Origin of the sequence: Pseudomonas sp. BS-2016, assembly GCF_001806145.1 — a bacterium.
Classification (GTDB): Bacteria; Pseudomonadota; Gammaproteobacteria; order Pseudomonadales; family Pseudomonadaceae; genus Aquipseudomonas; species Aquipseudomonas lundensis.
In genome coordinates this window covers 183,406-209,494 of record NZ_MLCT01000037.1, presented here as the reverse complement: position 1 = coordinate 209,494, position 26,089 = coordinate 183,406, and the positions used below count along the sequence as shown (strand labels likewise).

General features: G+C 55.8%; 14 protein-coding genes and 1 pseudogene. 11 read left to right on the top strand and 4 right to left on the bottom strand.

Annotated elements, in window-relative coordinates:
• Positions 1-43: 43 nt before the first annotated feature.
• Entirely contained in the window at positions 44-1,666 is a 1,623-nt protein-coding gene (locus BKD70_RS20730; RefSeq protein WP_047274639.1) for an acyl-CoA synthetase, read from the bottom strand.
• Positions 1,667-1,833: 167 nt separating this feature from the next.
• Between BKD70_RS20730 and BKD70_RS20725 the strand changes: the two genes are divergently transcribed.
• Together BKD70_RS20725 and BKD70_RS20720 are read left to right on the top strand one after the other, a co-directional pair.
• Positions 1,834-3,654, top strand: a complete 1,821-nt coding sequence (locus tag BKD70_RS20725; RefSeq protein ID WP_047274602.1) for a PAS domain S-box protein — start codon at positions 1,834-1,836, stop codon at positions 3,652-3,654.
• Positions 3,655-3,657: 3 nt separating this feature from the next.
• Positions 3,658-4,293 (top strand): response regulator transcription factor, encoded by a 636-nt coding sequence (locus tag BKD70_RS20720; RefSeq protein ID WP_047274601.1) that lies wholly within the window; start codon positions 3,658-3,660, stop codon positions 4,291-4,293.
• Here BKD70_RS20720 and BKD70_RS20715 read toward each other — a convergent pair.
• Positions 4,280-5,680, bottom strand: coding sequence for a PLP-dependent aminotransferase family protein (locus BKD70_RS20715; protein ID WP_047274600.1), 1,401 nt, complete (start codon positions 5,678-5,680; stop codon positions 4,280-4,282). The two genes, BKD70_RS20720 and BKD70_RS20715, sit on opposite strands and share 14 nt — an antisense overlap.
• Positions 5,681-5,826: 146 nt before the next feature.
• On the opposite strand from BKD70_RS20715, the gene BKD70_RS20710 reads away from it, so the two are divergent.
• From BKD70_RS20710 to BKD70_RS20700, 3 genes are all read left to right on the top strand, one after another.
• Positions 5,827-6,459: a LysE family translocator gene (locus tag BKD70_RS20710; protein ID WP_047274599.1), complete on the top strand. Its 633-nt coding sequence runs from the start codon at positions 5,827-5,829 to the stop codon at positions 6,457-6,459.
• Between the two features lie 189 nt (positions 6,460-6,648).
• The gene (gene xerC, locus BKD70_RS20705; RefSeq protein WP_047300107.1) at positions 6,649-7,494 is read left to right on the top strand and encodes a tyrosine recombinase XerC; all 846 of its coding nucleotides are present in this window, start codon (positions 6,649-6,651) and stop codon (positions 7,492-7,494) included.
• A gap of 77 nt (positions 7,495-7,571) precedes the next feature.
• The gene (locus BKD70_RS20700; RefSeq protein ID WP_047274598.1) at positions 7,572-7,781 is read left to right on the top strand and encodes a PLDc N-terminal domain-containing protein; all 210 of its coding nucleotides are present in this window, start codon (positions 7,572-7,574) and stop codon (positions 7,779-7,781) included.
• 345 nt (positions 7,782-8,126) lie between these two features.
• Here BKD70_RS20700 and BKD70_RS25115 read toward each other — a convergent pair whose 3' ends face one another.
• Positions 8,127-8,678 (bottom strand): hypothetical protein, encoded by a 552-nt coding sequence (locus BKD70_RS25115; RefSeq protein WP_047274597.1) that lies wholly within the window; start codon positions 8,676-8,678, stop codon positions 8,127-8,129.
• Positions 8,679-8,924: 246 nt separating this feature from the next.
• Here BKD70_RS25115 and BKD70_RS20690 point away from each other — a divergent pair, with 246 nt between their 5' ends.
• The 4 genes and pseudogenes from BKD70_RS20690 to BKD70_RS24470 all read left to right on the top strand — a co-directional run bounded on the left by BKD70_RS20690 (position 8,925) and on the right by BKD70_RS24470 (position 15,176).
• Positions 8,925-10,178, top strand: a complete 1,254-nt coding sequence (locus tag BKD70_RS20690; RefSeq protein WP_047274596.1) for a site-specific integrase — start codon at positions 8,925-8,927, stop codon at positions 10,176-10,178.
• An 11-nt stretch (positions 10,179-10,189) separates the two neighbouring features.
• Positions 10,190-11,710, top strand: a complete 1,521-nt coding sequence (locus BKD70_RS20685) for a tyrosine-type recombinase/integrase (RefSeq protein WP_047274595.1) — start codon at positions 10,190-10,192, stop codon at positions 11,708-11,710.
• On the top strand, positions 11,697-13,811 hold the full coding sequence (locus BKD70_RS20680) for a hypothetical protein (RefSeq protein WP_047274594.1): 2,115 nt from the start codon (positions 11,697-11,699) through the stop codon (positions 13,809-13,811). Before BKD70_RS20685 ends, BKD70_RS20680 begins: the two co-directional genes overlap by 14 nt.
• Positions 13,812-14,320: 509 nt before the next feature.
• Positions 14,321-15,176, top strand: a pseudogene (locus BKD70_RS24470) (IS5 family transposase).
• A gap of 439 nt (positions 15,177-15,615) precedes the next feature.
• On the opposite strand, the gene BKD70_RS20660 reads toward BKD70_RS24470, so the two are convergent.
• A complete protein-coding gene (locus BKD70_RS20660; protein WP_047274591.1) occupies positions 15,616-18,492 on the bottom strand; it encodes an AAA family ATPase in 2,877 nt (958 codons plus the stop codon).
• 350 nt (positions 18,493-18,842) lie between these two features.
• On the opposite strand from BKD70_RS20660, the gene BKD70_RS20655 reads away from it, so the two are divergent.
• The gene (locus BKD70_RS20655) at positions 18,843-22,736 is read left to right on the top strand and encodes a DUF4365 domain-containing protein (RefSeq protein ID WP_240478014.1); all 3,894 of its coding nucleotides are present in this window, start codon (positions 18,843-18,845) and stop codon (positions 22,734-22,736) included.
• A gap of 380 nt (positions 22,737-23,116) precedes the next feature.
• Entirely contained in the window at positions 23,117-26,083 is a 2,967-nt protein-coding gene (locus tag BKD70_RS20650) for a DEAD/DEAH box helicase (protein ID WP_047274589.1), read from the top strand.
• Positions 26,084-26,089: the final 6 nt, after the last annotated feature.

Here is a 26,089-nt window from a genome sequence, read left to right as displayed (position 1 = left end):
AAACCTCATTGCAGCTCATGGATGGGAAGCGATCTGCGCCGGATTAAAGGGCTTTGGCCATGTCACGCAGCACGTACTTCTGGACTTTCCCCGTGGACGTCTTCGGCAACAGGGTGAAGATGACGGTGCGCGGCACCTTGAACCCCGCCAGATGTTCACGGCAAAAGCCCATGATGTCCGCTTCGCGCACATGGCCATGATCGGCCTTGAGGGTGATAAATGCACACGGGGTTTCGCCCCATTTTTCATCCGGGCGGGCCACGACGGCGGCTTCCATGACACCGGGATGGCGATACAACACGCCTTCGACTTCGATGGTGGAGATGTTTTCACCCCCGGAAATGATGATGTCCTTCAGGCGGTCGCGGATCTCAACATAGCCGTCCGGGTGGCACACCGCCAGGTCGCCGGTATGAAACCAGCCGCCTTCAAAGGCTTCGGCCGTGGCACTGGGGTTTTTCAGGTAGCCCTTCATGACGGTGTTGCCGCGCATGAAGATCTCACCCATGGTTTCGCCATCGCGCGGCGTCGGTTTAAGGGTTTTCGGGTCCGCCACCATCAGCCCCTCAAGGGTCGGGTAGCGCACGCCCTGACGCGATTTGATCTGGGCCCGCTCGGCCAGTGGCTGCTCATCCCAGGTGTCATGCCAGGCGCAGATGGTCACCGGCCCATAGACTTCCGTCAGTCCGTAGACGTGGGTGACTTTGATGCCCATTTCTTCCACGGCGCCAATCACTTTAGCGGGCGGCGCCGCACCGGCCACCAGCGCGTGCACGGGATGATCAATGGCGGCCTTGGCCGATTCCGGCATGTTCACCAGTGCGTTGAGCACGATGGGTGCGCCGCTCAGGTGGGTGACTTGGTGCTCGCGTATCAGGGTGAGGATTTTTTGCGGGTCCACTCGGCGCAGGAACACATGCACGCCCGCCAGTGCCGTAATCACCCACGGGTAACACCAGCCGTTGCAGTGGAACATTGGCAACGTCCACAAGTACACCGGGTGATTGCCCATGGCCCAGATCATCTGGTTGCCCAGCGAGCTCAAATACGCGCCGCGATGGTGATACACCACGCCCTTGGGGTTGCCTGTGGTGCCGGAGGTGTAGTTGAGGGCGATGGCGTCCCACTCGTTATCGGGCCATTGCCAGGCGTAATCCGGATCGCCCTCGGCCAGCAGCGCTTCGTAATCCAGCGCACTGACTGGCTGGCCTTCGCCGTATTCCGGGTCATCTACGTCAATGACCAATGGCGGGTGGTCGAGCATGGCCAGCGCAGCATGCACCACGTCATGGAATTCCCGGTCGGCGATCAGTACCTTGGCTTCGCCATGGGCCAGCATGAAGGCGATGGCCTCCGCGTCGAGGCGGACATTCAGCGCATTGAGCACGGCACCGATCATGGGCACGGCGAAGTGGGCTTCGAGCATCGCGGGAATATTGGGGAGCATCACGGCCACGGTATCGTTCTTGCCGATACCGCGCCCGGCCAAGGCACACGCCAAGCGTCGGCAACGGTTGTACGTTTGTGACCAGGTGCGCCGAATCGAACCGTGGATCACGGCCGGGTAGTGGGGATAGACGCTGGCGGTGCGTTCGATGAAGCCGAGCGGGGAGAGGGCAGTATGATTGACAGCGGCAGGCCCGAGGCCTTGCTCAAAAATCGACATGATGGTCATTCCGGTGGCTGATTGTTAGCTCTATGGCTGCCCGCTCTGCCGGTGGCGAGAAGGTCAGTTGATGTCCGGCACGATTTATAGCCCACTCCGGGTTTGATATGGAAGTAATACCTAAGCAATATAGTAGTTGTTCTATATAGACGTTTTCAGGGAATCCCATGCCAGCGACGCTGATGCACCACGATCCGCACCCTTCTGTGATCCTTGATGCCGAGGGCGCGCCGCTCACGGTTAATCCGGCGTTGGAGGCTGTGCTGGCCGGTGCGCCCCGTGAGCAGGTGCGTGCCTGGCTGCCCGGCAATCTGCCGGAGCTGGTGCGCGCGTGCCTGCAACAACAGCGGGCCATCGAACACGTGGAAGCGCAATACCAGGATCAGGTGTGGCTGTGGACGTTGATTCCGGACGTGGACAGCCAGTGGGTGCTGGCCCGAGGCCGTGAAGCCAGTCAGGAATGGATGGCCGAACGTGAGGCCGCCAAAGCGAGGCGTCTGTACCGGTTGATTACCGAAAACACCACCGACCTGATTTCACGTCATACCCCCGACGGGCGCTTTCTGGATGCCTCGCCAGCTTCGTGGACGCTGTTGGGTTACTGGCCGCAAACCCTGCGCGGGACACGGGCGCAGCGTCTGTTTCATCCTGATGATTGGTCAGAGGTGATTCATCGGGCGCGGGATGCCCTGCACGTTGACGGTTACTACACCATGACTTACCGCATTCGCCATCAGGGCGGGCATTACCTGTGGTTTGAAACCGCGAGCCGGGCCATTCGTGAAACCTATACCGGCGCGGTGGTGGAAGTCGTCAGTGTGTCCCGTGACATTACCGCCAGGGTGCAGGCCGAAGAGAACAAGCGCCGGCTGGCGGAGGTGGTAGAGGCCAACCCGGACCCGGTGCTGTTCATCGACCCGCAGGGCGGGGTGTCCTACCTCAACCCGGCGGCTCGGCGTATTTTGGGGCTGGCGCCTTCGGCCGGGATGCCTGCACTGAGCGCCTTCCTGAGCCGTGAGGACGTGGCGCAACTCGATGCAATCGGTTGGGGCCGCGCTGAGCAGCAGGGTCTGTGGAGCACGGAAACGCGTTTGCTGCCCTTGAATGACCAGCCTTCCGTGCCGGTATCGCTGCTGTTGCTGGCGCACCGTTCAACGGCCGGGGAGCGCTTCTTTTCATTGGTGGCCCGTGACATGCGCGAGCGTGAGTTGCGCGAAGCCCAGCAGCGTCAGCATCAAGACGAGATGGCGCATACGGCACGCTTGGTGACATTGGGCGAGCTGGCGTCCGGGATCGCTCACGAAATCAACCAGCCCTTGGCCGCCGTGGTCAATTACGCGAATGCCAGTCAGCGGTATTTGCACAGCCTGAGCAGCAACCCCCAAGCGGTGGATCGGGTCGCGCAGGGGTTGGAGCGCATCACCCTGCATGCCAACCATGCAGCAGAAGTCATCACGCGGTTGCGCAGCTTTCTGCGCAAAGGGCGCCGCAACGTGCAGGCACTGGACGTCAGTGAGGTGATGCGTCGGGCCGTCAGCCTGTGTGCATGGGAGGCCAATGCCCGGCGCGTGACGATTGAACAAGAGATCCCGGCTCATTTGCCGCGTGTATTCGCCGACCAGGTGCTGTTGGAACAGGTGTTGCTCAACCTGTTGCGTAACGCGATCGAAGCCAATGGCGAAAAGCGCCCGGCTGAGCCGTCGCGTATCCGCTTGCAGGCTCAGGCCCTGGGCAACTCGCGTTTGCAGATCAGCGTGCTTGATGAGGGGCCGGGGGTCAGTCAGGCGCAGTTACATCAACTCTTTACCCCGTTTTACACCAGCAAGGCCGACGGCCTCGGGCTGGGTTTGTCCATGAGTCGCAGCATCATCGAAGGCTTGGGCGGGGAGCTTGAAGCCCACCCGCAACCGCACGGCTTGCTGATGTGTTGCACCTTGCCGTTGATGGGGGCAGCCCATCCACCCGAACAACAACAAGAGAGTGACTGAGTCATGACAACTTCAATGCAGCCCATGGTGTATGTGGTCGATGACGATCAGGGCATGCTCGATTCCACCGTCTGGCTGCTGGAATCGGTCGGCCTGCACGCGCTGCCGTTCACCAGCGGGCACGCGTTTTTGCAGGCCTGCGACCCGCATCTGAACGCATGCGTGTTGCTAGATGTGCGCATGCCGTCCATGGGCGGACTGCATGTGCAACAAGCCCTTCAGGAGCGTGGCATCACGATGCCCGTGATTTTTGTCAGCGGCCATGCTGACGTACCGATTGTGGTGCGGGCCTTCAAGGCGGGCGCCCATGATTTCATCGAGAAACCGTACAACCAGCAGTTGCTGCTCGACAGCGTGCAGCAAGCGTTGAGTGGCCGCGTCCCGCAACAGGTCGCCGGTCAAGCACTGAGCGATGTGAACGCGCGCCTGAACAGCCTGACCCCCAGGGAACGGGATGTGTTGATGCCTTTGGTCAAGGGCTACACGACCCGTGAAATCGCCGAGTTGCTGGCGGTGAGCGTCAAGACCATCGATCTGTATCGGTCACGGGTGATGAAGCGCATGCGGGCTGACCATTTGCCTGACCTGGTGGGCATGGTGATCGCCGCAGGGTTGGTGGACCCGCTTAACCTGCGTTGAGCAGCAGGGCGTTCATGACGGCCATGACCCGCGGGTCGTCGGTATGGGCCACGTTGAAGCGCAGGCAGCGTGCCAGTTGCGGCCCATAGCCGAACAACGTTCCGGGGGCGAGCACCAGGTCTTGCTTGAGCCCGGCCTGAGCCAGCATTTCGGCATCCTGACCGGGCGGCAACGTGGCCCAGATAAACAGCCCGCCCGCATACGGCACGCTTATGCTCATCCCCGCCTGCTGCAACCCTGCCGTCACCCGTGCACCGGCGCTCATTAGCCCTTGCAGCATACGTTTGCGGTGTTTGTGGTAACTGCCATCGGTGAGCATCGAACACAGCGTCTGCTCCAGCATTTCGCAGGTAATGCCGCCGCACATCAACTTCATGTGCGAGAGGTTGGCGGCCATTTGTGGTGAGGTCACCACGAAGCTGACCCGTAAATTGGCACTGAGTATTTTGGAGAAGCCGCCGAGGTACGTCACATGTTCCAGCCCCGCCAATGTCGACAAGCGCGGCGGCGGTTCGGGATGCAGATCGCCATACAGGTCATCTTCGATGATGTGGCAGTTGTAGCGTTTGGTCAGTTCCAGCAGCCCGTGGGCCTGAGCGGGTGTAAACGAATGCCCCGTAGGGTTTTGCAGCACGCTGGTCGTCAGGTAAACGCTGGGGCGTTGCTCTTTTAGCAGTGTCTCCAGCGCCTGCAAGTCCAGCCCTTGGGCGGTGCGCTCCAGCGTTACGACACGCGCCCCGTGCAGCGCCAGGTTAGCGTGGAAGTTGAAATAGCAGGGCGTGTCCAGCAACACCGTGGCCCCCGGCCGCAAGCGCAGGCGTAACACCATGTCCAGCGCCTGTACCGTATTGCTGGTGGTAATGATCTGGTCCAGCGCCACGTCCAGCCCCTGTGCCGCGAGCTTTCGCTGCAAAGCCTGACGCAGCGGCAGGTAACCCGCGGGGTCGCCGTAGCCGGTTAACCGTAGCAGCGGGGAGCGGCTGACCGCGCGCACACTGGCACGCAGCGTGCTGGAGTCGAGCCAGTGTTCGGGCAAGTGCCCGCCGCCAGGTCGCAAAGCCGCGCTGACGCCGATCAGGGACCGCCGCAGCACGCTGGTCAGGTCTTTGGGTAACAGGTCAACCGGCTGGGCAGTCGCAGTGATTGGCGCAGGCGCTACAAAGTACCCGAGGCAGTGACTGGACGTGATGCGAGCTTGGCCGCGCAGGCGATCCAACGCCTCGATCAGGGTGAATTTGCTGACGCCCAACACCTGTGTCATTTCGCGCACCGAGGGTAACTTGCTGCCGGGGCTTAGCAATCCCTCATCGATGGCTTGGGTCAGTGCGTTAACGATTTGCTGCACCTTGGGGGTGCCGGGTTGAAACGCGATAGGGGAAATAGGCATGACCACCTCAAACTTTGCCGGTCATGCTACCAGTAAAGCCCGGTAAAGTTTGACCTGTCTTTACCTGTCCGCAGTGAGGGCGATTGCACACACTGCCTGGCCGCCCGCGCACGTTCGGGCGATGTGATCAGGGGGTAAGACGTTTTATGGCTACTCAGTTGACCTACGCTTCATTCGCTTACTTTTTGCTATTTTGCGCGACCATGACCTTCAGCCCCGGCCCCATGACCCTGTTGTTGATGGGCTTTGGCATGCAGGAGGGGCTCAGGCGCTCGATGCCGGTGCAGTTGGGCGCCAGTGCCGCGTATCTGGTATCGATACTGATTTTTGCTGTGGGCTTTGCAGAACTGGTTAAAGGCAATGTGCTAATCAGTCGCGCGATTCAATACATCGGCGTCGCCTATTTGCTGTATCTAGCCTATCGGCAGTGGACCAGTACCGGCATTTCTTTACAGGACGCTCGTACACCCTTGGCCAGCGGGTTTGCGGACCGTTTCGGCAAGGGCCTGCTGACAGGCTTCTCGAACCCGAAAACCATCGTCATGTTCAGTGCGGTGTTTCCGCAATTTGCGGGGCAGGGGGGCGAGACCCGAATGCTGGACGTGGCCGCCCTCGGGTTAGCCTTTTTGTTGCTGCAGTTTGCCAGCGGGTGCCTGTATTGCTACTTCGGACAGCGCATTCGCCGGGTCCTGCAAAGCCCGGCGCGGCAACGTCTGTTGCAAAGAGCGACCGCCTTTATGTTGCTGGGTGTGGCAGTCCTGTTGGCGCGAGGATTTTAAGCGACGAGACCCGGTGTCAGAAAAACCCTGTCAATGCGGTATATTGCGGGCTTGTTTCAAACCGTATCGAGATTGGTTTTGTCGACTTCCGAACCCGTAACACCGTTGGTTAACGTCAGCCCCCTGAATGATGTTCAAGCGCCCGTGGTGCTCTACCTTGAACGTCTTGCCCCGTCCAGCCGGCAAACCATGCGCTATGTGCTGCAAGATGCGGCGGACCGTTTGGGCGTTGAAGACGTCACCATCGACGAGTTTCCCTGGCACCAATTGCAGCCTGGGCATATCACCGCACTGGTCGCTGCGTTGCGCGCCGATGGCTACGCGCCGAACACCTCTTCGCTGTACGTGAATGCCATCCGTGGGGTGATGAACCAGGCGTGGCAACAGAGCCTGATCACGCAGGATCATCTGCTGAAAATCCGGGCAGTGAAGGCGGGCGGGGGCACACGCCTGAGCAAGGGGCGTAACTTACGCCGCACGTTGATTCGGGAACTGATGGACGTTTGCGCCGCCGATCCGCGACCGCAAGGGTTACGTGACGCAGCGATCATCGCCATTTTGTACGGCTCAGGGATGCGCAAATCGGAGTCCGTGAACCTTGAACTGAGCCAGATCAATGTGGCCGAGCGCAGCTTGCAAGTGATGGGCAAGGGTAACAAGGAGTTGATCAAATTCGCGCCGGCGTGGGCGTTTGAAAAACTCGAAGCATGGTTGGCGTTTCGTCGCGCACACCTGCCGGAAGGTGTGGATGACGACGACTTTTTGTTCAATCGCATTCGCCGGGGCAACCACATCACCCGCGAGCGAATTACCAAGCACGCGATCTACTACATTGCCAAACAGCGCGGTAAGCAAGTAGGGGTCGACATCATGCCCCACGACTTCCGTCGCTCCTTTATTACGCGGGTGATTGAAGAATACGACGTCTCCATTGCCCAAAAGTTGGCGCACCACGCCAACATTGCAACCACGGTCAGTTACGACATGCGTGACGATAACGAGCGCCGCAACGCAACAGACCGATTCATCCTCTGAGCAAGCATCGGGGATGAAATTTAGTGAACCCTCCTGCGCATCAGCCCCCTAAAGCAGGACTACTTGGGAGGTTGAACATGCAAATCGAATACATTTGGGTCGCACTTGCAATCGTTGTCCTGCTGCTGGAGTTGTGGGCCATTAAAAGCGTCCTCAAGAGCGGGGCAAACGTAAACAGCCGCTGCATGTGGGTTGCGGTATTGATCTTCGTGCCACTGCTGGGACTTGTGGCCTGGTTGATTGCCGGGCCCAAGCAATTGACGAGCGACGGCTCAACACGTTCATGAGCGAGGTACATCGGCAGCGTTCTTGCGAAAGGTTGTAGCGACCGTTCGTGAACGAATGCGACATCAGGTTCAGGTCGCAGGTAAGGGCGGTAGCGATCATCTATTAGAGTCTATTAATATAACTAAACTAAACAACCATTTAGTTTAGTTATATCTTTATCGCATAACAAAAGAGTAGGTTGTTCAAAAATATGAGTGTTTCAAGCCTTCAGTGCTGACTCACACTCAAATACAAAGCGCTGTAAGTGCTGCGAAATACACGCTTTGTCTGTGTAGCCGGGGGTATTTACGTTTCAAACCATAGAAAACCGGCATGTCTTCAGCGGCCGGCATCCTCATGGGCACTCATCCATCAGGATCGCGGTCTGCGTATGCGGACAAGGACTCATGGGGCAACGGATCACCGTACAGTGCAGCAATGATTTGATCCAAAACCTCAACCTTGGCGTCAAGCATTCCGCAGACGTGGTAGAGATCAACCAATACACCTAGCAATGTGTCTACATCATGGTGGTTTTGCTGGCTCTCAGGGTCATCGTGGGTGCCGGTATCTGGCTGATAATTTTTGGATATGCCTTCGAATTCGGACGTCTTGGTGCTGCCTGTATTGTTCTTTGACAGTCGTTGCTCAGTCATACGAATGTCCTCCAGCGCTTGCGAATCGACAGGCTCAACCCGTTCATCAACACGGTCAGGCATCGTTGCAATGTCTGATAAGACAATGTTTTTGTGAGTGTCCGCATAGGCCTTAATGATGTTCAAGGTGTCGCCGACGGCCAATCCCATATCTGACTTCAAATCTGCAGGAAGCGGCACAATAAGGTCACCAGAGCCATCGCCAGCGTCTTGGTAGGTCACAGTCCAGCGTTGATTTGCAGTACCAGGTGCAGCGTTCATTCTTTTTATCCCTCGATGCCCAACGACACATCATGCCTGTCTACCTAGTGAAAAGCTGCCTCCACTGACCCTCACTCATCAATACGCAGGTTCGCATAATGTATATTATGTTAAACCAGATGCCATGTTAGAAATGTTCATGAGGCTCATAAGGTACTGATTCGACAAACCCGCTTCTGACGTCCAATCTCTCAACGGGCCATGTCCTTTGTGTTCATGGCGAGTCCTTGAATGAGGTGGCTGCCGATGAAGCTGATTCAGTGCCGTTTCTCTTCAGGTCAGCGTGTGCCGCTGCTCGTGCAAGCTGGTCATGCAGCGCCGTTGCCCATACTCATTCCGTTCATCTACGTCCAACTCAAACTCAGGCACCGCGCTTACAACACAGCTGCGGCGCACCTGCGCGCGATCCAGGCTTTCTACACCTATGCCAAAAGCCGTGACATCAATATTGATGACGCCATTTTGGCCTGCCACTTCGAGTCGATTCTGGCTTTACTCGACGGTTACGCCATCTGGCTCCAAAGCGGCCGTCAAGCCGATAACCTGGTCGCCAGAATCGGCAAAGTTGAAACGGTACCTTTTCTTCAGATCGATCCGCGCACCCGTGACCAGTACCTGCGGCTGTTAAAGCAGTACCTGTCCTGGTGTGTCACCCGATACATCCCGCGTGCTCGTCAAAACTCAACCACCCAGGCTAACATCGAGGTGGTATTTGCAGATGTCGCCGACGTCATTGAACGACGCTTTGAGAGCCATATCATCAATGTTCGTCCCGACCACGCTCGTTACCGCAGCCTGACAGATGCACAACTCCAGATCATTCGCACACTGATTCGCCCGGGCGCTGCGGAGAATCCGTTTCCGGAGCGACTGCAGTTGCGCAATTGGCTAATGATTGAATTACTGCTGGAGACGGGTATCCGTCGCGGAGAGCTTCTGAAGCTCTACACCACGGATATCAATCAGGGATCTCAGCATGCCTATGTCAGTATCAATGATCGCGAACATGATCCCGGCGACCCACGAACTGAAGAGCCAGCGCTGAAAACACACGGACGGACAGTAGGTATTTCCGCGCAGTTGTATGAGGTCTACGAGCGTTATATCCAAGGAGAGCGACGCCCCCTGCGTAACGGCAAACCAATGAAATTGCTGTACCGCTATTTGTTCATCTCTGACCGAGGCCGTCCGCTGTCGATTCGCGCGTTGTCAAACGTCCTTGATCGGCTGTTTCTGACCATTGAACTGGCTCATCCGGGGTTGTTGCCTACACTTTCCGCCCATGACTTTCGCCACACCTTTGCCGACCGGTTTTTGGCTTACCTGGTCGAGAAGCGTGGGTATGACCTCGAGCGGGCCACGGACGAACTCCGGCGAGTCTGCGGTTGGTCTGACACCTCGACGATGCCACGCCGTTATGCAAGTCGTTATCTAGCCGAGTCGGCCAATCTCCACAATGCCCAGCGTGCCTCGGCAGCCTGGAGCAGGCTTGACAGTTAGGAAGGTTCGCCATGACCAAATCAGCCGATCAGGAACACGCTTCACCCTCCTCCTCCTTTTCGGCTTACGTGTTCGAGGGCCCGGCTCAAGTTGCGATTCGAACTCGCACTAATGACCAGCCGAGGTACGTCGATACTCGATTGAGCGTTTGGACGTGGTACGACGGCGGAACGGCTATGAAAATAGATTGGACTGCGCTCCACCTGAATCCTAACCTCATGCAAATCGCCAAAGCGTTCCTAGCCTATGCACTGGAAAAGTATGCACCGGTAACGGCATTCAAAGCATCCGGGGTGTTCCTGCGACTGTCCGAGAGCGTTATTTCAGCCAAGTTTCCTTGGACGCGACAAGAGGTAGTGACGACCATAAGTACTTTGGCGAAATTTCGCGAGAGCACTATTTTTTTTAGAACGTTTTATCGCTGGGCCCTTAACCGAGGAATATTCGGCTTTGATAAGGAAACATATCTAGCACTTAAAGAAATCAAGACGAACCGCCATGATCCGTACAAACGTATATTTCTATCCCAGTCCGGTTTAGCCCTTAATGAAGAGATCCGGCTACTGCAGCGAATTGAGCGTGATATCCATACCAAAGGCTGGAGTGAAGCTCAACTCAACATGATGCTCCACTTGAGTTTCGAATTAGGCCCGCGTTCGATTCAATTCCATTCGCTAGATATTGTGGATTTTGAGTTCATCGAAAGCGCTGATCATGAAAGGTACTACACCCTCTGGCTACCCATGGCCAAAAAGGTCGGTCAACGCAGACCGGAGCGACGGCCCCGCAAAATAACAACACGGCTGGGGGAGAAAATCTTGCAGCATGTCTCGGAAATGCGGCGCCGCTTTGGCGGCGACTGCGAACCATTGTTTGTAAGTCCTAACGGCAGACGCATGTCTGTAACCGAAATCGGTGTGGGCCTCAAACACGAGCTACGTGAAGCCGGGATAGATAAGCCGAACCAGGTAACAATGTTGCTGCGTCATCACCTCGGTCAAGGTTTGGCGGATCAGGGAACTCCGGCAGACATGATTGCTGAACTGCTCGGCCACAACACCACGGTTGCGGCGCGTGCTTATGTCACCGCAACCCCGAACATTGCCCGGATCAAAGAGAAAGCACTCGGAAAGAGCCCTAGCTATCAACGCATCATGCGCAGCTTATTGACCGGGGAAATCGTCCAACGCCATGATACTGTGCCGGAAAGAGCCATCCGAGGTGTGATCGATACGCAGTACATCGGGGATATTGGTGCCTGTGCCCTCCCAGTTCATACCCACTGCCCCTACAATCCCGTCTACGCCTGCTACACCTGCAAGAAATTTCATCCCTTTGCTGACGGCCGCCATGAGCAGGTGAAAGATGCGTTGCAACGGGAAGCGCAACGGTTCATTGACATGGCAGAACAAGCCGGTGACCTCATTCACAACCGGCCCCTCGCCCAACATCAGACAACCATCCTGGCAGTACGCGCTACAATCGAACGCTGCCGGCAGCACACGGAGGGTTCCGCGGATGACGCTGTCTAGGGCAAGGCAGAGCCTCAAAGGCTTCATTAAACAGGAACAAGTGATTTTTCAGTCTTTATCGATTCCAACCCCTTGGGAGTCAACGCTATGGTCGGTCCAGCATTGGTTGCCGCAGCGCTTAAAGCAGCAGACTATAACCTTTGAAACTCACCGACAATCGCTTGAAAAGAATGGCTATTCTGTTCCTCCTAAAGCTGCCCTTCCCTCGGATTTCCAGGATTTTTGCAAGGCATTAATCGTATATCTACAACGCACCCGAAGCCTGAAGTTTTCGATGGTCGCCGCCTACAATATTGCGGTACGCCGACTTTACAATCCGTTGTTTGAACGACGTGTATCCGACCCTACACAGTTGACGCGGGGAGATTTTGACCGTGTCGTAGAATTTCTCAGAGGGAGTGGCTACAAGAACCTTTACGATGCGATATCTCATCTTCAGGTAATTGCGGATACGATCGATAAACTACAATTAACCGACACCGCCATCCACTTTACACATGATGCAAAACCAGAAAAAAGCCGCCACGAGTTCATCTCATTGCACGATCCTGATCGTGCGGTAAAACAGCGTAAATCTGATGAGAGATTACCTTCTCGTGAGGCGATGGAGGCATATGCCATATGTTCGAACAACCCACTCAGTGACGGCGAAGAAATTTTGCTGCGAGTGATCGACTTATTGATAGCGACTGGGCAACGAGGTAACGAAGTATCAGTAATACCTTATGATTGTTGGGTCGAAAGGCCGATCAAAGGGACGACAGGAGAAGTAGTTGTCGATGCCCATGGCAAGCCTCTCGTCGAATGCGGAATTAGGTACTTCGCGGAAAAGCAATTTCAATCCCGTGTTCATTGGCTGGCTGAAAGCGACATTCCTCTAGCCAGGCGCGCAGTAGAGCGATTAAAAACGCTAACCAATGAACAACGAGAAATTGCCGCCTGGCAAGAACTCCACCCAGGACGTATTTGGAGCTACCCCCCTCAGTCAGTGATATCCGATGCAAAGGTCTTGGACTGGCTAGGTTTTAGCGAAGCAAGAAGCGCAAGCAGAAATCTATACCTTTTCCTCACACGCAACGGTGTCCATCCATTTGACGATGAACCGGATGAAAAGCAAGGAAGGTCGTTAAAGCGACGTTACGTCGCCGGGGAGATTGAGCGACTGATCGTCCCGAGGATCCGTGGGCACGCGGCATTGACAGAAAATGTCGGGGGACAAGTTCGTATCGTACTTAGAACCAGCGAAACGCTTGCGATCGCTTTCGACGGCCAATTTCGTTTCGGTGGACGTGAGGCGAATGTGTTTCGTGCGGTCCCGCGTCGGGTCACCCTCGGGGATATCAATCACGCATTAGGTGACGATGAAAAATATACGTCCATTTTTTCGCGTCGTTCATTAACCGAATCCGATGGAACTCCGATTAGGCTAACAAGCCACCAACCTAGACACTGGCGGAACACAATTTACCACTTGACCGGTATGAGCGATGTTCAGCAAGCATTGGCTCTGGGGCGAAAACGCCTCGACCAGAATGTTTATTACCAACACACGAGCATTGAAGAAAACACCGCTGCCCATCATGAGTTTCTGGCGTTCAATAGCTATCACGAGCGCCTCGACTTTCTACATACAGCCATAAGAGATAAGCGCATTCATGGCGCTTTGACCGATAGTTACCATGCTTTGCTATCAGATAAAGGTACAACAACCGCGGAAGCATTCCTCACCGTACACGCTACGGCGCTGCATGTGACCCCTTTCGGAGGTTGTATCCACGATTTCTCCCAGGCACCCTGCCCTAAGCATCTTCAGTGCTGGAATGGCTGCTCGCATCTACATCTGATGGGCACTCCATCGGAGCGGGTCAACCTTGAAGAACAAGCCAAGAATCTGACGAAGGCAATATCCATCATGCGCGACGCAGGGACCGGAGAGGCAGGCAGCGATGTATGGCTAGCAGACCAGGAAGACAAGCTCAACAATTTAAAATCTGTCCTTGCACGCGATACCAGTGGAGGTGTGCAACGCGTGTTTCCAAATGGGCGTCCAATCACGGTTGCGGACTCGGACAAACGACACAGTTCGGTATCAGATGACTAGGGGCAACTATGGCGCGACGACAAACATTGAGGGGCAGCACTCTTGACGAAGCAATAGACTCTCTCCTCGCCCAGATGATTAGCTCAGGAGTGGAGCTCGCTCCCATTTCCCGACCGGAGGTACAGCGCCGACTGGGCCTGACAAGCCGAGCTACGCTAGGAGGTGACCGTGGAGAAAGAATTGAGGCCGCCCGTATTGTTCAAATGAGGGAAAGCGGGAGGGATCCGGATGGTGCCCGCCGGCGCAGAAGTCTCGAAGAGCGTATTGCAAGTCTTCAAGCGGAGAACGCTGCGTTGGCAAGACAGCGAGACAAGCTTTTCGAGGCTCTGTCAGTAATAGCACACAACTGCCTTATGAACGGTTTGGACGTAGAGTCAGTAATGGCACCGTTGAGAAACACCCAATAAATCAGATTAGGTTCTGTACGAAATCCCGAGAAATCCAATTGCCGCCCCTCAAACACTGAGATTTTGTAGAGTCCTCCGCCATCGACGGAAAGGAATTCTGTGATGGCAAAGCGTTACGAACTCTCGGATGAGGCCTGGGGCGTGGTCTCCGACCTCTTCATCGAAACTCATGGCCGAGGGCGGCCGCGCCTGAGCGACCGCCTGATGCTCGATGGTGTGCTCTGGGTGCTTTGCTCGGGTGCTCGTGGCGAGACATGCCGGAGCGCTTCGGCCCATGGTCAACGGTGTATCAACGGTTTCGCGGCTGGCGAAATCAGGGAACGTTCGATCAGATGCTCAAACGCTTACACCTGAGATTGAATGAGCAAGGCTTGATCGATCTGCAAACCTGGATGATCGACTCAACCGCAGTACGCGCAACCCGAGCCTCATCTGGCGCTCGGAAAAAAGGGGGCCTGACGAGCCTGCCGATCACGCTCTAGGCCACAGCCGCGGCGGCCTGACAACCAAAATCCACATGCTTTGCGACGCCAACGGAACACCGTTGCGCTTCCTTCTCTCTGGCGGTCAAGCCAGTGACATCAGCTATGCCCAGCCATTGCTGGACAAGGTCGGCATCCCGTCGAGCCAACGTGGACGCCCGCGAAAACGCTGCAAATGGTTACTTGCTGACAAGGGCTACGACGCCGAGGCACTTCGCCGTTACTGCGACCAATATCGAATGCAGCCCGTCATCCCGCTGCGCTCAATGAAGCGCAAACCCAAACCCGGCTTACCCAGACTGTTTGATAGGCCCAAGTACCGACAACGCAACATCATCGAGCGCATGTTTGGCTGGCTGAAAGAAAACCGCCGCATCGTGACACGCTTCGACAAGCTCGCAAAAAGCTATGCCGCCATGGTCTCGCTGGCTTGTTCCATGCGGTGTTTGCGACATCTCTTTTCGTACAGAGCCTAGTAGTCTTCGTATCGACTACAGATTACGGCATGGTATCCCGCCCACAGTGCTAGACAGGACTGCGTCAGCTCTGACGACTACACATTATGGTACACGTATCCTGACTACTTCGTCCCAGACGCAAAACGTTGACATGTGCGCCTACCGCTCGTAGAGTCTGGCTGGTAGCCCTTGAGGCACTTGAGCTTTATCTCCCCTTGAGGGATCTGCAAAGCCCGGTAACGACCGGGCTTTTGCCTTTCTGCTGTGTTGCACTGAACTCTCGTAAGACGTTCCCTAGTATTCACCCTTTTATCGCTGTTGTGTTTTCAGCCAGACGCGGATTGCTCAGGGCTCTTCGTACTCGGTCTCAGTTTTAGGGCAACGAGGTATCTACAAAACGCAGGGCGATTCAAACTGATCATTCGAACAACCATCCAGACGGTGGCTTGCAACACGGCTAGGTAGGCGGCAACTCAGCTGGCAGATCCCTGGCTCGCTCGCGGTCAGCAACGCTCACTACGCAGCGCTCGATGAACTGGAGCTCTTGGGTGAGCTCAATGGCGCGCTTTTCCAGCGCCTTTAATCCGGCCTGATGTTCTTGCTGCACCTCTTCCGGAGCCCTGGCGAGTCCTACCAATTTCCTGCGGCCCTTCTCGATTTTTTCATTCACCTCTGCAAGGTACCTTTCTCCTGACTCTCTCTTTTTGTCCATGAAGAGCTGGCATTCCAGAAAGCGGATGGCATCGTAGATTTTCAGGACCTCACCACTTGTCTTGGAGTGCACAAAGTTCAGGCTTCCTTCATCAAAGGCGTGGTGCTCCTGGTTTTGGCCACCCCAGTTCACCAAGTCATTCTTGATGAAATTGAAATGCGAAAGGTCGTAGTCAATGAAGGGCTCCACCAGCTTGAAGGTGTGCTCCAGGCTCACCTGCAGGTACATACTCTTCTTTAGCTGCGATTTGTTGAAATTCGCGGTCACCTGAACGCCGTTTTCAATGCAGAACTCTAGCACCATGGACTCGAACCAGATCCGGCAATACAGCAATGCTTGCCGAACGTCGTAGACCGACAACGCCACGTGCACCTTTCTCTGAAAACCGCCTGCATGATCAATGACCACGATGCCTTTGTTCGTATAGCTGAGCACATGGTTTGCATGCTGGTCGGATTGAGGATGGCGATCAGCGATGATGCAGAAGCGCTCCCAGAAGAGGCGATCGTGGGTCGTCACCACCATCTGGATCCGGCGCAGGTAGTCATCATTGAAAAACAAGTCGATGATATTGGATCGGTGATCCGTATCGATCGCGTTGACGACGTCATCAAAAACGATGAGCGGAAAATTGTTTTTCTCAGCCATCGCCAAGAGAATCGACAAGCCCAGCGCCCTCAGATGCCCTTCGCTGAGCACAGCAAACGCATCCAGCAGGGATCCGTCCACGTTGGTGATCTTGATCCGGTAGCTCTCCGTAAGCTTTTCAAAGGCCAGCGTCTCTATCTGCTCATGGTCATCGTCGTGGTTATTGATCGCTCGGTAGTAGTCGGCAGCCTTGGCTTCGATCCCTGTAATGCGCGCCTTTTCAAGCTCCAGCTTGTAGTCCAACAGGTCGCCGTAGAGCGTTCGGTATTCAGCCTCAAGATCCTTGAGCAACTGGTTGAAGTGGCTGTTATCCACCGAGTCATTGAGCAAAGCCGTTCTCTGCCCTATCAGCGCAAGCATCCTATCATTGGCGTCTGTGAACCCGGTTAGCGCTTGGGTTTTGAGGTCAAACTGTCGTTTCAGCGACTCATCGACCTGCTTGAGGTGTTCGATGAGCGCATCCAGACGAGCCGCTTGAACCTCCGCCTGATCAACCTCCCGTTGCTTGCGCTCGCAGGCACGCAGATAGGCCTCGATCTGGACTGTACTGTCAGCGCAGAGCGCGATGAAAGCATTGAGGACAGACCCCGCCACTGTCGAGCGGTCAGTCGCCGTATGGAACTCGATGAGCACCGCTTCCAATGCGTCCATCGCCAGTGGGCAGGGTACATCGGCATAGGCATTGGCCTTCACGGAACTGATCCCGGTCGCGATCCTTGAAGCCCAGAGGACAACTTGAGCATCATTTTTCTGTTTGGATTGCTTCAGAGCCTCCAGAGCCCCGAGCGCCTTGATCTGATCACGAGCCCTTTCAAACGGGTTCACCGTGACTTGGTCAAGGGGCGTCAAACAGGCGGGACAGGTCTTCTCAGACGGCTGTTCGGTGGCTTCCAAAGCCTCCAAGGCTTCAAAAACAGCGCGATAGTTAACGTCACTGGCCCTTTTCAGAAACAGTGTCTCGATCTGCGTTTTGCGGCTGAGCAACCGCTTGGCGATGGCAGACGTACGCGCAACATGCTTGATGGGAATGACCACCGGTGCTTTGGCGGCTCGCAGTCGCTCGGCCCCACGGATGTGCATATCTATCGTCTTGCGCAGCCGCTTTGCCTTTGGACGAATTTCGAAATCCTGATCGGCCCGCAGCCCCAAGAGCTGACAGGTTTGCGAAATCGCAGCGTACAGATCTGCCCTGTGCTTGCTCCGCACCTGGCCAAGCTCTGTTCGAGCGCGTTCAAGGTTCGTCAGGGCCTCGGCCTGGTCGGCACGCATGAATGCCTTGAGCGTAAAACTGTCAGGGCGCACGAATCGGGAAATGACGTCCTGAAGCTCTTCCAGACCGAACAGGGTCGCCAAGACATCACTTTCGCCACTGCCAGTGTCCTTGGAGCCCAGGAGCGAAAACTCCTGAAGGCGATTACGATCAATAAAGCAGCTTGACCAACTGATACTGGGCGCAATTTTGAGCTTATTCGCTCCCAGGAGAGCGAGCTGAGGCTTGGTTTCTCCTCGCGCAATGTACTGCTTGACCTTGGTCTTGCGCCTGGCGGCTTCCTTGATGTCCCCAGTGGTGCAAATTTCGATGGCTTCACAGAGCGATGATTTGCCGCCGCCATTGGGCGCGTAGAAAATGTTTTTCAGCTTACTGAATCGAATGAACGTGCCTTTGTCGTCAGCACCAAACTCGCCAAAGCCCCGGAAATTCCTGACGCGCAGGTAATCCAACGCCCCCAAGCCCGAGGGTGGTATCCGATCCAGTTCAGGCCTTTTATCGAGCACTTTCTTGAAGCGAGCAGCGACACGCTGGTAGTTGCGACCCAGCAATTGATCCGACGCCGTGGTGATGTGTGACTTGATGTGGTCGGAGTAGCGGCCCTTGCTTTGGTTGGCTTGGTACATACACCAAAGAAGCACCAGGTACGCATCAGTACGCCCCTCAAGGTTCTGCCTGGCAAAACTTAAAAGGTACTGACTCATTGCGCCTCCTCCCTGATACGCATCAGCGTAACCGGACTGGCATCAGGAAGCCATTACCGAGCATTGTGAATGGGCCGCAGTTCGGAAAAACTTGGGCAGTCTCGTACAACATGGGGGGATGCACCCAACCTGACTCGCAGCCCCAGTTACAGAGATATTGATCCCATAGTCTGATCCCAAACCCGGTTTGACGCCCGGTATACTCAGGACAAATAGTGCTGCATCAAAACGCCGTTCAAGCCTCCAGCACCCATTTTTGATAATACCGAGGAAGCACCATGCCAGTTGACGGGCCTCTACCTGGGACGGGTGATCAGCACGACATCAATGCCGATGCAACACGTTGCCTGATGGCTCGACATCCCAAGAATTGGCGAGTGCAAAGCCTGGAAGGGACTGACGACTATGGCTATGACTTCCAAGTGCAGACCACGCCGAATCAACAAGCGACGGATATTTTCCGTATCCAGCTTAAGGGCACCCGCTCTCCGAACCTGACGGCGGATGGCGAATACATTTCGGTGTCTCTGAAAGCCACCACTGTCCGCTATTACGCCCGAGCCGTAGAACCGGTACTTCTGGTGATCTGCGACCTATCGATGAACGAAGATCCTGTCGACTGCCCCCTTTACTATGTTTGGCTCAGGGATGAGCTGAATCGCATCTCGGTCGACGATCTGTCCGCTGAACGCAAATCCGTCACCCTTCGTGCGCCCACAAAGAACGTACTAAAAATAGCTACGGATCTCTCGGAGGACATTCGCCACCAGAACGAACTGTCTCGCATGGGGCATATCCTGAGTGAGCGCGCAGAGCAAACACACCCAGGGATGCAAGCAGATGACCGCTTAACCCTGGTTCAGGGCGTGGTAAAAGGCGTGGCTGCACGAGGCTCCGCACTGATGAACGCCTTGGCAGGCCCAACGGAAGACTACTGGGTCAACCCAGCTCGCGGCACGCTTGCCTGGAACTTGACTCAGGCCAAGGCAGATCTACAGGTCACCGCGCTGGATCGAGCGAAGATCCAGCTCGATGAGGCAGAGCCAAAACTCGAAGGGTCGACCACCCTTGAGCGCGCAGAATATTGGCGCCTACGTGGCAAGTGGCAGGTTCAAACGGGAGATAACAAAGCGGCAGTCTCTTCCTACCAGAACGCGTACGAGGTAACGCCGCTCCCCAAGTTCCGAGCAGCCCAGGTGGAAGCGGAGATCCGCATCCGATTCGAGAACGATAGCGACTCACTTGCAGAGCTACATGATTTACTGGAGGGTGAAGATCCAGCCATCATTGCCATTCGCTCCCGGCTGCATGCCGTGCAAGGGCATTACGAGTTGGCCGTTGAGCAGGCGAATTTGCTTGCGGAACCTCAACGGTCTTTCGCCAGAGCGTTTGCACATTGGCTGTCTGAAGAACCGGCAAATGCCCTGACAGACTGCGAGGCGGGCCTTGAAGCCTGTGACGCGTCCGATGACATTCGTGAACTGTTGCTGTTGCTTAGGGCCCGAGCCAAATTTTCCCTCGCAGTGGCCACCGCCACTACGCCGCGACGTGAATCTATCCCACCCGCAGGTCTTCCGGGTGTAGACCTTCAAAAGCTTGAGGAAGCTTGGGTTGCGATTAACGATGCTGTCCTGTCCATAAAGGCATCTGGCTGGGGCTCCAACATAGAGCAGCTCGTCGACATCTGGGGGGCCACAGCGTCGGCCCTTGGCAAGGCAGAGTCGATACTTGCAGACCTGAAGGATGCAGCGCAGAAGCGCCCGGACTTGCCCCATATCCATGAGGTCTTGCGGGGCATTGCGGGTCAATTGGCGGACTTCACCCTCGCATTGTCGGCAAATGATCAGTTGCCCGACTCACCTGACAAGCAGCTCTGGGGCACGCTTCTGCTCTATGAAACCCGTAAATTTCGGGCGTGCTATCAAGGCTTTGGCGCATACGTCGGTGACGTGGATCGCAGCCACCCCCTGTTTGGGTCGGCTGTCACCGCAGCGTCTATTTCGGCGCACAAATCAGTTCAGACCGGCCTCGTGAACCAGTGGATGGGGATGCTCGAAGCAGATCCTGCTCTGGCCCCCGAAGCCGCCCTCGCACAATTTTATCTCCAGTTGGAGATGAGCAGGTTGGCCAAGGATGAGGCGTTGAGGACGCTGCAGGCCAGGTATGAAGAACTGGATCGGCCCGTCAGTATTGCACTCACCCTCATCCACGAGCTTGACCCTACCGACCCGCAGAGCGCGCAGGCGTGTGTTCGACTCTCCGAAAGGATCACTGAGCACTATGTCCTCTCGCCTGCGGTGGCTGTGCGGCTTGGGTTGGCCTTGGTGACCTTGAGAGATTGGCAAGGCATCGTAGAGCTGTGTCAAAGCAATCGAGTCCGCGTTGAGCCTGGTGATCGAATGGGAGCCTTCGAGGCATTGGCACTTGATCACCTGGGCGAAACGGAAAAGGCCCGCGATCGGTTGTTGAAAATTGTAGCCACAGGATCTGACGATCCACTGGCACTGAACACCTATGCGACGATTGCCACGCGTTGCGGCTACGTCGATGACGCCGTGGAGGCAGCGGAAAGAGCGCTCGAAACTGCGAGGTCCAAAGGGGAACAATTGGAGTTCGTTAAGTTACTGTTCTTTCTCATTCAGTTTTCCGACCCAACGAGCGAACGGCTACTGGAGCTGGCCCTGCGAGCTGGCGAACTGGTGGATCAAAGTGTAGAGAGCCAGGAAGGCACCTACTTGATGATGCACCTGAGCGGCACTCTGGATGGACGCAGTGACATCGACCTTGCCAGGGATAGAGAGCAGTTCCGCACACGCGCTGATGCATTCTTCAGGAATTTCCCGAATTCCCGGATGCTCTGGAGAGGCGAAATCCGAGAGGGCGCCTCTGGCACGGAGTTGGTGGAAAGCCTGAAAGCACTGACTGGAATGACGCCCGACAGAGAGGCCTTCCAGAAGCGGCTAGAGCGCTCCCTACAGCAGGGATTGAATACCGTTCCTTTCTCGTGGCGCCCACGACTGGTGCTGTCTTACGTTTGCGATATCGTGCACCTGTGGGAAATTGCCAAGGTGTCCAGCCGGGATGATCGCCAGTATCACTTGGCAATGGTCAACGATACAGGTTGGCAGCCGACCGGTGCCGATGACCTGCGCAAGCGAGTACCTTTGCTGGATTGGACAGCACTGTTAGTCCTTAACGACTTGGGGCTGATCGACGCCGTCATCAATTTCTTCGGTCAAATTGCGGTAGCCAAGGCCACGATGGAGGAGCTTGCCGAGTTCACGAACCCCGTGTTTGGAAGCCCAAAGCGAAGCAAATGCTTGGAGCTACAGAACGCTTTGAAACCCCATCTCGCCTCGATACTTCAGCCCTCCCCTCCAGAGGTGGCAAGCGAGGCATCGCCCGCCAGAGTCATTGGGCGCAGCAACAGTGAAATCGTGGAGATACTTGGCAAAGAGCCGGAACGGTACCGGCTCTATTCTGATGACGAATCGCTGCGGATATTTTGTGCTGCAGGTTCCGAGGTCGACGGTTTCTGCACCCTTGATGTCCTGGCCGCAATGACAGAGGTTGGGCAGCTCTCCCCCATTGAGAAAGCCGGCAAAATTGCGCAGCTGTGCGAATGGAGGGTCAGCGTAATCGTGCAGCTTTCCGAGATTGTGCGGCTGCTTCCCCCGGCTGCCTTTACTGCACGAACCGTACGTCAAGCCGTAGAAATCCTTGACGCAGAACCCAGGTTCATCTCAGTAATCTCGGCGCTCTGGGATTACCGCGCGACCTTTGAGAAAGTGTTGGAGCATGCAGCATCGGTGCTACGTATGCTGGTGGATCAGGCTTTGCTTCCTGAGATTGAGCTAGCAGCGCTGATGCGACACTGGCATGTCAAAGCAGCCATGAAAAGTGATGCCCCTGATCAGGCCCTTGAGACCATTGTCATTTTGATCATCGCCGCCGCACTCAGGGGGCATTTGCCAAAGGCCAGCGCTAAAGGACTCTGGGCGGTTTACAGGCTGTTAGTCGAATCTCATCATGGTGACCAGATGGACGAGCGTCTTGAGAGGGTTGCTATCCGGTTGCTGGGTTCGAAATGTGCTCAGTTGGAATCCGTAGCGGCTAGCGAAGGGTTGCGAATCTATACCGAGCTCAATGAGAGCCTAACGAGGGGCACGATTGACCAGTCCGAGTTCGCCAACGCCTACACCACAGCACGAATAGCGGCGCGAAGACCCAAATTCGGAGGATGAGTGCGGCGCCGCAAGCGCTGGACTGTGCGCGGCTTTGGCGTGGTCGAGTCTGAGGGGCACCATTTCTCTACAAAGACTGGTCCGGAAGCTGCTCTGACGATGTGGGCCTGGGACAAGATCCCAGTAGAGGTTTGCGAACTGCAGCCCTGGAATTGCGTCGCGTCTATTGGAAACCAGTGGCGATTCAAACACCTATACTGATTACAATGAACGGGCCGCGCTCAAGAGAGCCAGTGTGAGTTGCTCGGGTGGCACCTCAGTCCCCATGCCTGCTGAATCAAGCAGAAGCTAGGAGATGCTGAAAGAAATTTGTACCTTCACCACTTGTTTAAAGTCCGTCGCACATTAGGATTGGTTAGAAATATCCAAGGACGGTTGAAATGGCTGGATTTTTCGTAGATCAGGCGGGATCACTCAAGCTTCTTCAGCAAGCTGACGCGCCTAATAGCGGCTTCAGGCCGGGTCAGCTTGGCGCAATGTATGCAACATTGGCCCATTTCTCTGTGCAAGACGACCCCGCTATCATCTGCTTGCCCACTGGCTATGGAAAGACATCATTGATGATGTCGCTACCGCTTCTACTTGGAGCAACCCGGATCCTCGTCGTCGAGCCATCAAGTGCTCTACGCAAACAGGTGCACTCGCATTTTTCCACCCTTTCAACACTCAGGCGCATCGGTGCGCTACCTGAAGACGGGCCGCTACCTTCCGCTCACTTGCATTCGGGGCGGCCGATAACACCCGAGGCTTGGGAACAGTTGCGGGAGTTCGACGTCGTGATCTCAACCCCCGGTAGTTCTTCGCCAATGATTGCCCCGGGCGCTGCGCCCGACCTCTTTGACGTGATAATTTTCGATGAAGCTCACCATGCGCCAGCGGATTCCTGGGCAGCGTATCTGGATCACTACTCGACCGCTCGATTTATATTCTTGACAGCAACACCCTTCAGGCGCGATGACCGCGTTATTCCGGGCAAGCTAGTCTACCGATATCCTGTGATGAGAGCCGTATCTGAAGGGGCGTTCGACCCTATCGTCTTCCGAGAGGCCCCAATAGATAACGAGCTTGATGATGAGCATGTTGATCGGGTGATTGCCCAAACTGCAGTGGCACAGCTCGAAGAAGATATTGCTAACGGTTTTGATCATAGGCTTTTCGTACGCGCCTCGACCATATCTTCCGCGCAAGCGCTCGTCCCGATCTACGAGCAATTGGGCGTTTCCGTCGCCGCCATAAGCAGCCGACTGACCAAACGACAACAGGACTTAATTGAAGCCAAGCTCATTTCTGGTGAATTGAAGGCCATCATCTGCGTAGACATGTTTGGCGAAGGCTATGACTTCCCAAAACTCAAGGTCGCCGCGTTGCACGCACCGCACAAATCACTGGTACCCACAATCCAGTTCATCGGCAGGTTCGCTAGGATCGACAACGCAACGGGACGCCCAACCCTCATTGCACCGGCATTCAGAGTGCGTGAGGCGACCGCGACTCTGCTCAGAGAGGGAGTCGATCTGGCTCAGATGATTGATGATGCCGCGCTTGCTGAGATCCAGGGCGCAGTTGAAGCCCAAGAATTCATCGAAAGCTTGCCGGTGCGTCGGATGACTGAATCTGACTATGAATCCGTGTCTGCGTTGTCCTTCAATTTGTACGCGCACGTTCGAGGGTTTCACTGCAGTCGCAGGCCGGATTTCGACTTGCTGGGAGAAAAGGTCGGTCGAGTGCTTCGGATTGTAAAGCAGTGGGGAACGCCAGATGGCAATCTGTCTCTCGTATTGACAGCAGATGAAGCACCTCCGAACTGGTCGACCTCAAACACGCTCACTGATATTCGGCACGAGGCCTTCTTGCTGACGTATTTTCCTGAATCGAGCTACTGCTTCATCGGCTCAACCCTCAGGACAGAGAAGCTGTACCTGACCATCATGGATATCGTTTGCCGTGCCGGCAGCCGAGGGTTGAGCTATGAAGAAACGAGCCGAGCGAGGGCCGGACTGGAGGGGATGAGGTTTTTTGCTGTTGGCTTGCAGAACACGACCTTCAATTCGCAAGTCGAAACTTATCGAACCCTAACTGGCCCTCAAGCCGAGCGCGCGGTCACTGCCGGTGACAGCCGCGCTTACGCTCAGGGTCACTACTTCGGGAGTGGCATGAACGGCCAGGTGCGTGAAACCATCGGAGCCAGTAGCAGCTCTAGAATCTGGAGCAATCAGCGCCTATCCGTTCCTGACTTCTTTGCCTGGGTGCAGACGCTTCATGGGCGCATCGTAGGAGATGCTGCGTTTAGCCAAACACACCTCGACTTGGTCAGAACCACTACGACTCTTCGGGAGCTACCAGAAGCGGTGATGGCAGCCAACTGGTCGCGGCAAGGTCTCACTCGCAATCCTCGTATTCACTTCAGGACTACGCAGGAACAAGAATTACAAACCTCTAGGCTTGTGGAGTGGGATATCCAGGACTTTGAGTGCGATCCACAAGCCGGGCACTTGGATTTTTCGATCGTTCATGCTGAGGGGCAGATTCGTATGCGCCTGAGTCTTGAGGGTGGCCAACTGATTCGCTGCCTGGAACCAGATGCCACAATGACGATCGAGTCTAGCCAGGATGGCTGGATGCCATTGGCCGATTGGCTTAGTGAGTACCCTCCTATTTTCTATGCAACAGATAAGTCTTCGTTTGAAGGGCTAAACAAAATCGCTGCCCCTCTTCTCAGATCCCTCGCACTTGCTCCAGGTGATGCGGAGTCAATCGATTGGACAGGTTGCGCGATCGAGGTGGAGTTCCTGCCGAACAATCAGGAGCCTCGCACACTGGCGCGACGTGCAGAGCTCAATGGCCAAGCAACTGTGCAGGAGCACTTGGAGCAATACCTTCTGACGCTTCCAGATCTCCGGTGTTTGTATTACGACCATCGCTCAGGCGAGGCCGCCGACTACATCTGCGTTACTGTCAATGCAGCCCATGAAGTGAACGTAACCCTCTATCACTGTAAAGGTGCAGGAGGGCCAGCTAATGGAGGGCGAGTTGGTGATGTGTATGAGGTTGCGGGACAGCTGGTAAAGTCAGCTTACTTCTGCAACGTCGCGACCTTGCTGCATCATATGGAAGATCGCATGCATCGCAGACACACATCTCCTTCGTACTTTGTCAGCGGGGACAGGGATGAAACCTACGAGTTGCTGCGGTCAACACCTGCAACAGCTCTTACCTTCACGGTGGTAGGCGTTCAACCTGGCATTCGGCGCACCATGGTTGATGAGCGCATGAGCGATTTGATGGCGTTCTGCATAGGCTACGCACGTCAGGGCTCGGCAAAAGCTTACTGGCTAGTGAGTGAGTAGCTGCAG

Coding starts and splice junctions, on each gene's coding strand:
- BKD70_RS20655 (WP_240478014.1), top strand. CDS start 18,843: ATGGCTCGACATCCCAAGAATTGGCGAGTGCAAAGCCTGGAAGGGACT.
- BKD70_RS20680 (WP_047274594.1), top strand. CDS start 11,697: ATGACGCTGTCTAGGGCAAGGCAGAGCCTCAAAGGCTTCATTAAACAG.
- BKD70_RS20685 (WP_047274595.1), top strand. CDS start 10,190: ATGACCAAATCAGCCGATCAGGAACACGCTTCACCCTCCTCCTCCTTT.
- BKD70_RS20720 (WP_047274601.1), top strand. CDS start 3,658: ATGACAACTTCAATGCAGCCCATGGTGTATGTGGTCGATGACGATCAG.
- BKD70_RS20700 (WP_047274598.1), top strand. CDS start 7,572: ATGCAAATCGAATACATTTGGGTCGCACTTGCAATCGTTGTCCTGCTG.
- BKD70_RS25115 (WP_047274597.1), bottom strand. CDS start 8,678: ATGAACGCTGCACCTGGTACTGCAAATCAACGCTGGACTGTGACCTAC.
- BKD70_RS20690 (WP_047274596.1), top strand. CDS start 8,925: ATGAAGCTGATTCAGTGCCGTTTCTCTTCAGGTCAGCGTGTGCCGCTG.
- BKD70_RS20730 (WP_047274639.1), bottom strand. CDS start 1,666: ATGTCGATTTTTGAGCAAGGCCTCGGGCCTGCCGCTGTCAATCATACT.
- BKD70_RS20650 (WP_047274589.1), top strand. CDS start 23,117: ATGGCTGGATTTTTCGTAGATCAGGCGGGATCACTCAAGCTTCTTCAG.
- BKD70_RS20725 (WP_047274602.1), top strand. CDS start 1,834: ATGCCAGCGACGCTGATGCACCACGATCCGCACCCTTCTGTGATCCTT.
- BKD70_RS20660 (WP_047274591.1), bottom strand. CDS start 18,492: ATGAGTCAGTACCTTTTAAGTTTTGCCAGGCAGAACCTTGAGGGGCGT.
- xerC (WP_047300107.1), top strand. CDS start 6,649: ATGCGCTATGTGCTGCAAGATGCGGCGGACCGTTTGGGCGTTGAAGAC.
- BKD70_RS20710 (WP_047274599.1), top strand. CDS start 5,827: ATGGCTACTCAGTTGACCTACGCTTCATTCGCTTACTTTTTGCTATTT.
- BKD70_RS20715 (WP_047274600.1), bottom strand. CDS start 5,680: ATGCCTATTTCCCCTATCGCGTTTCAACCCGGCACCCCCAAGGTGCAG.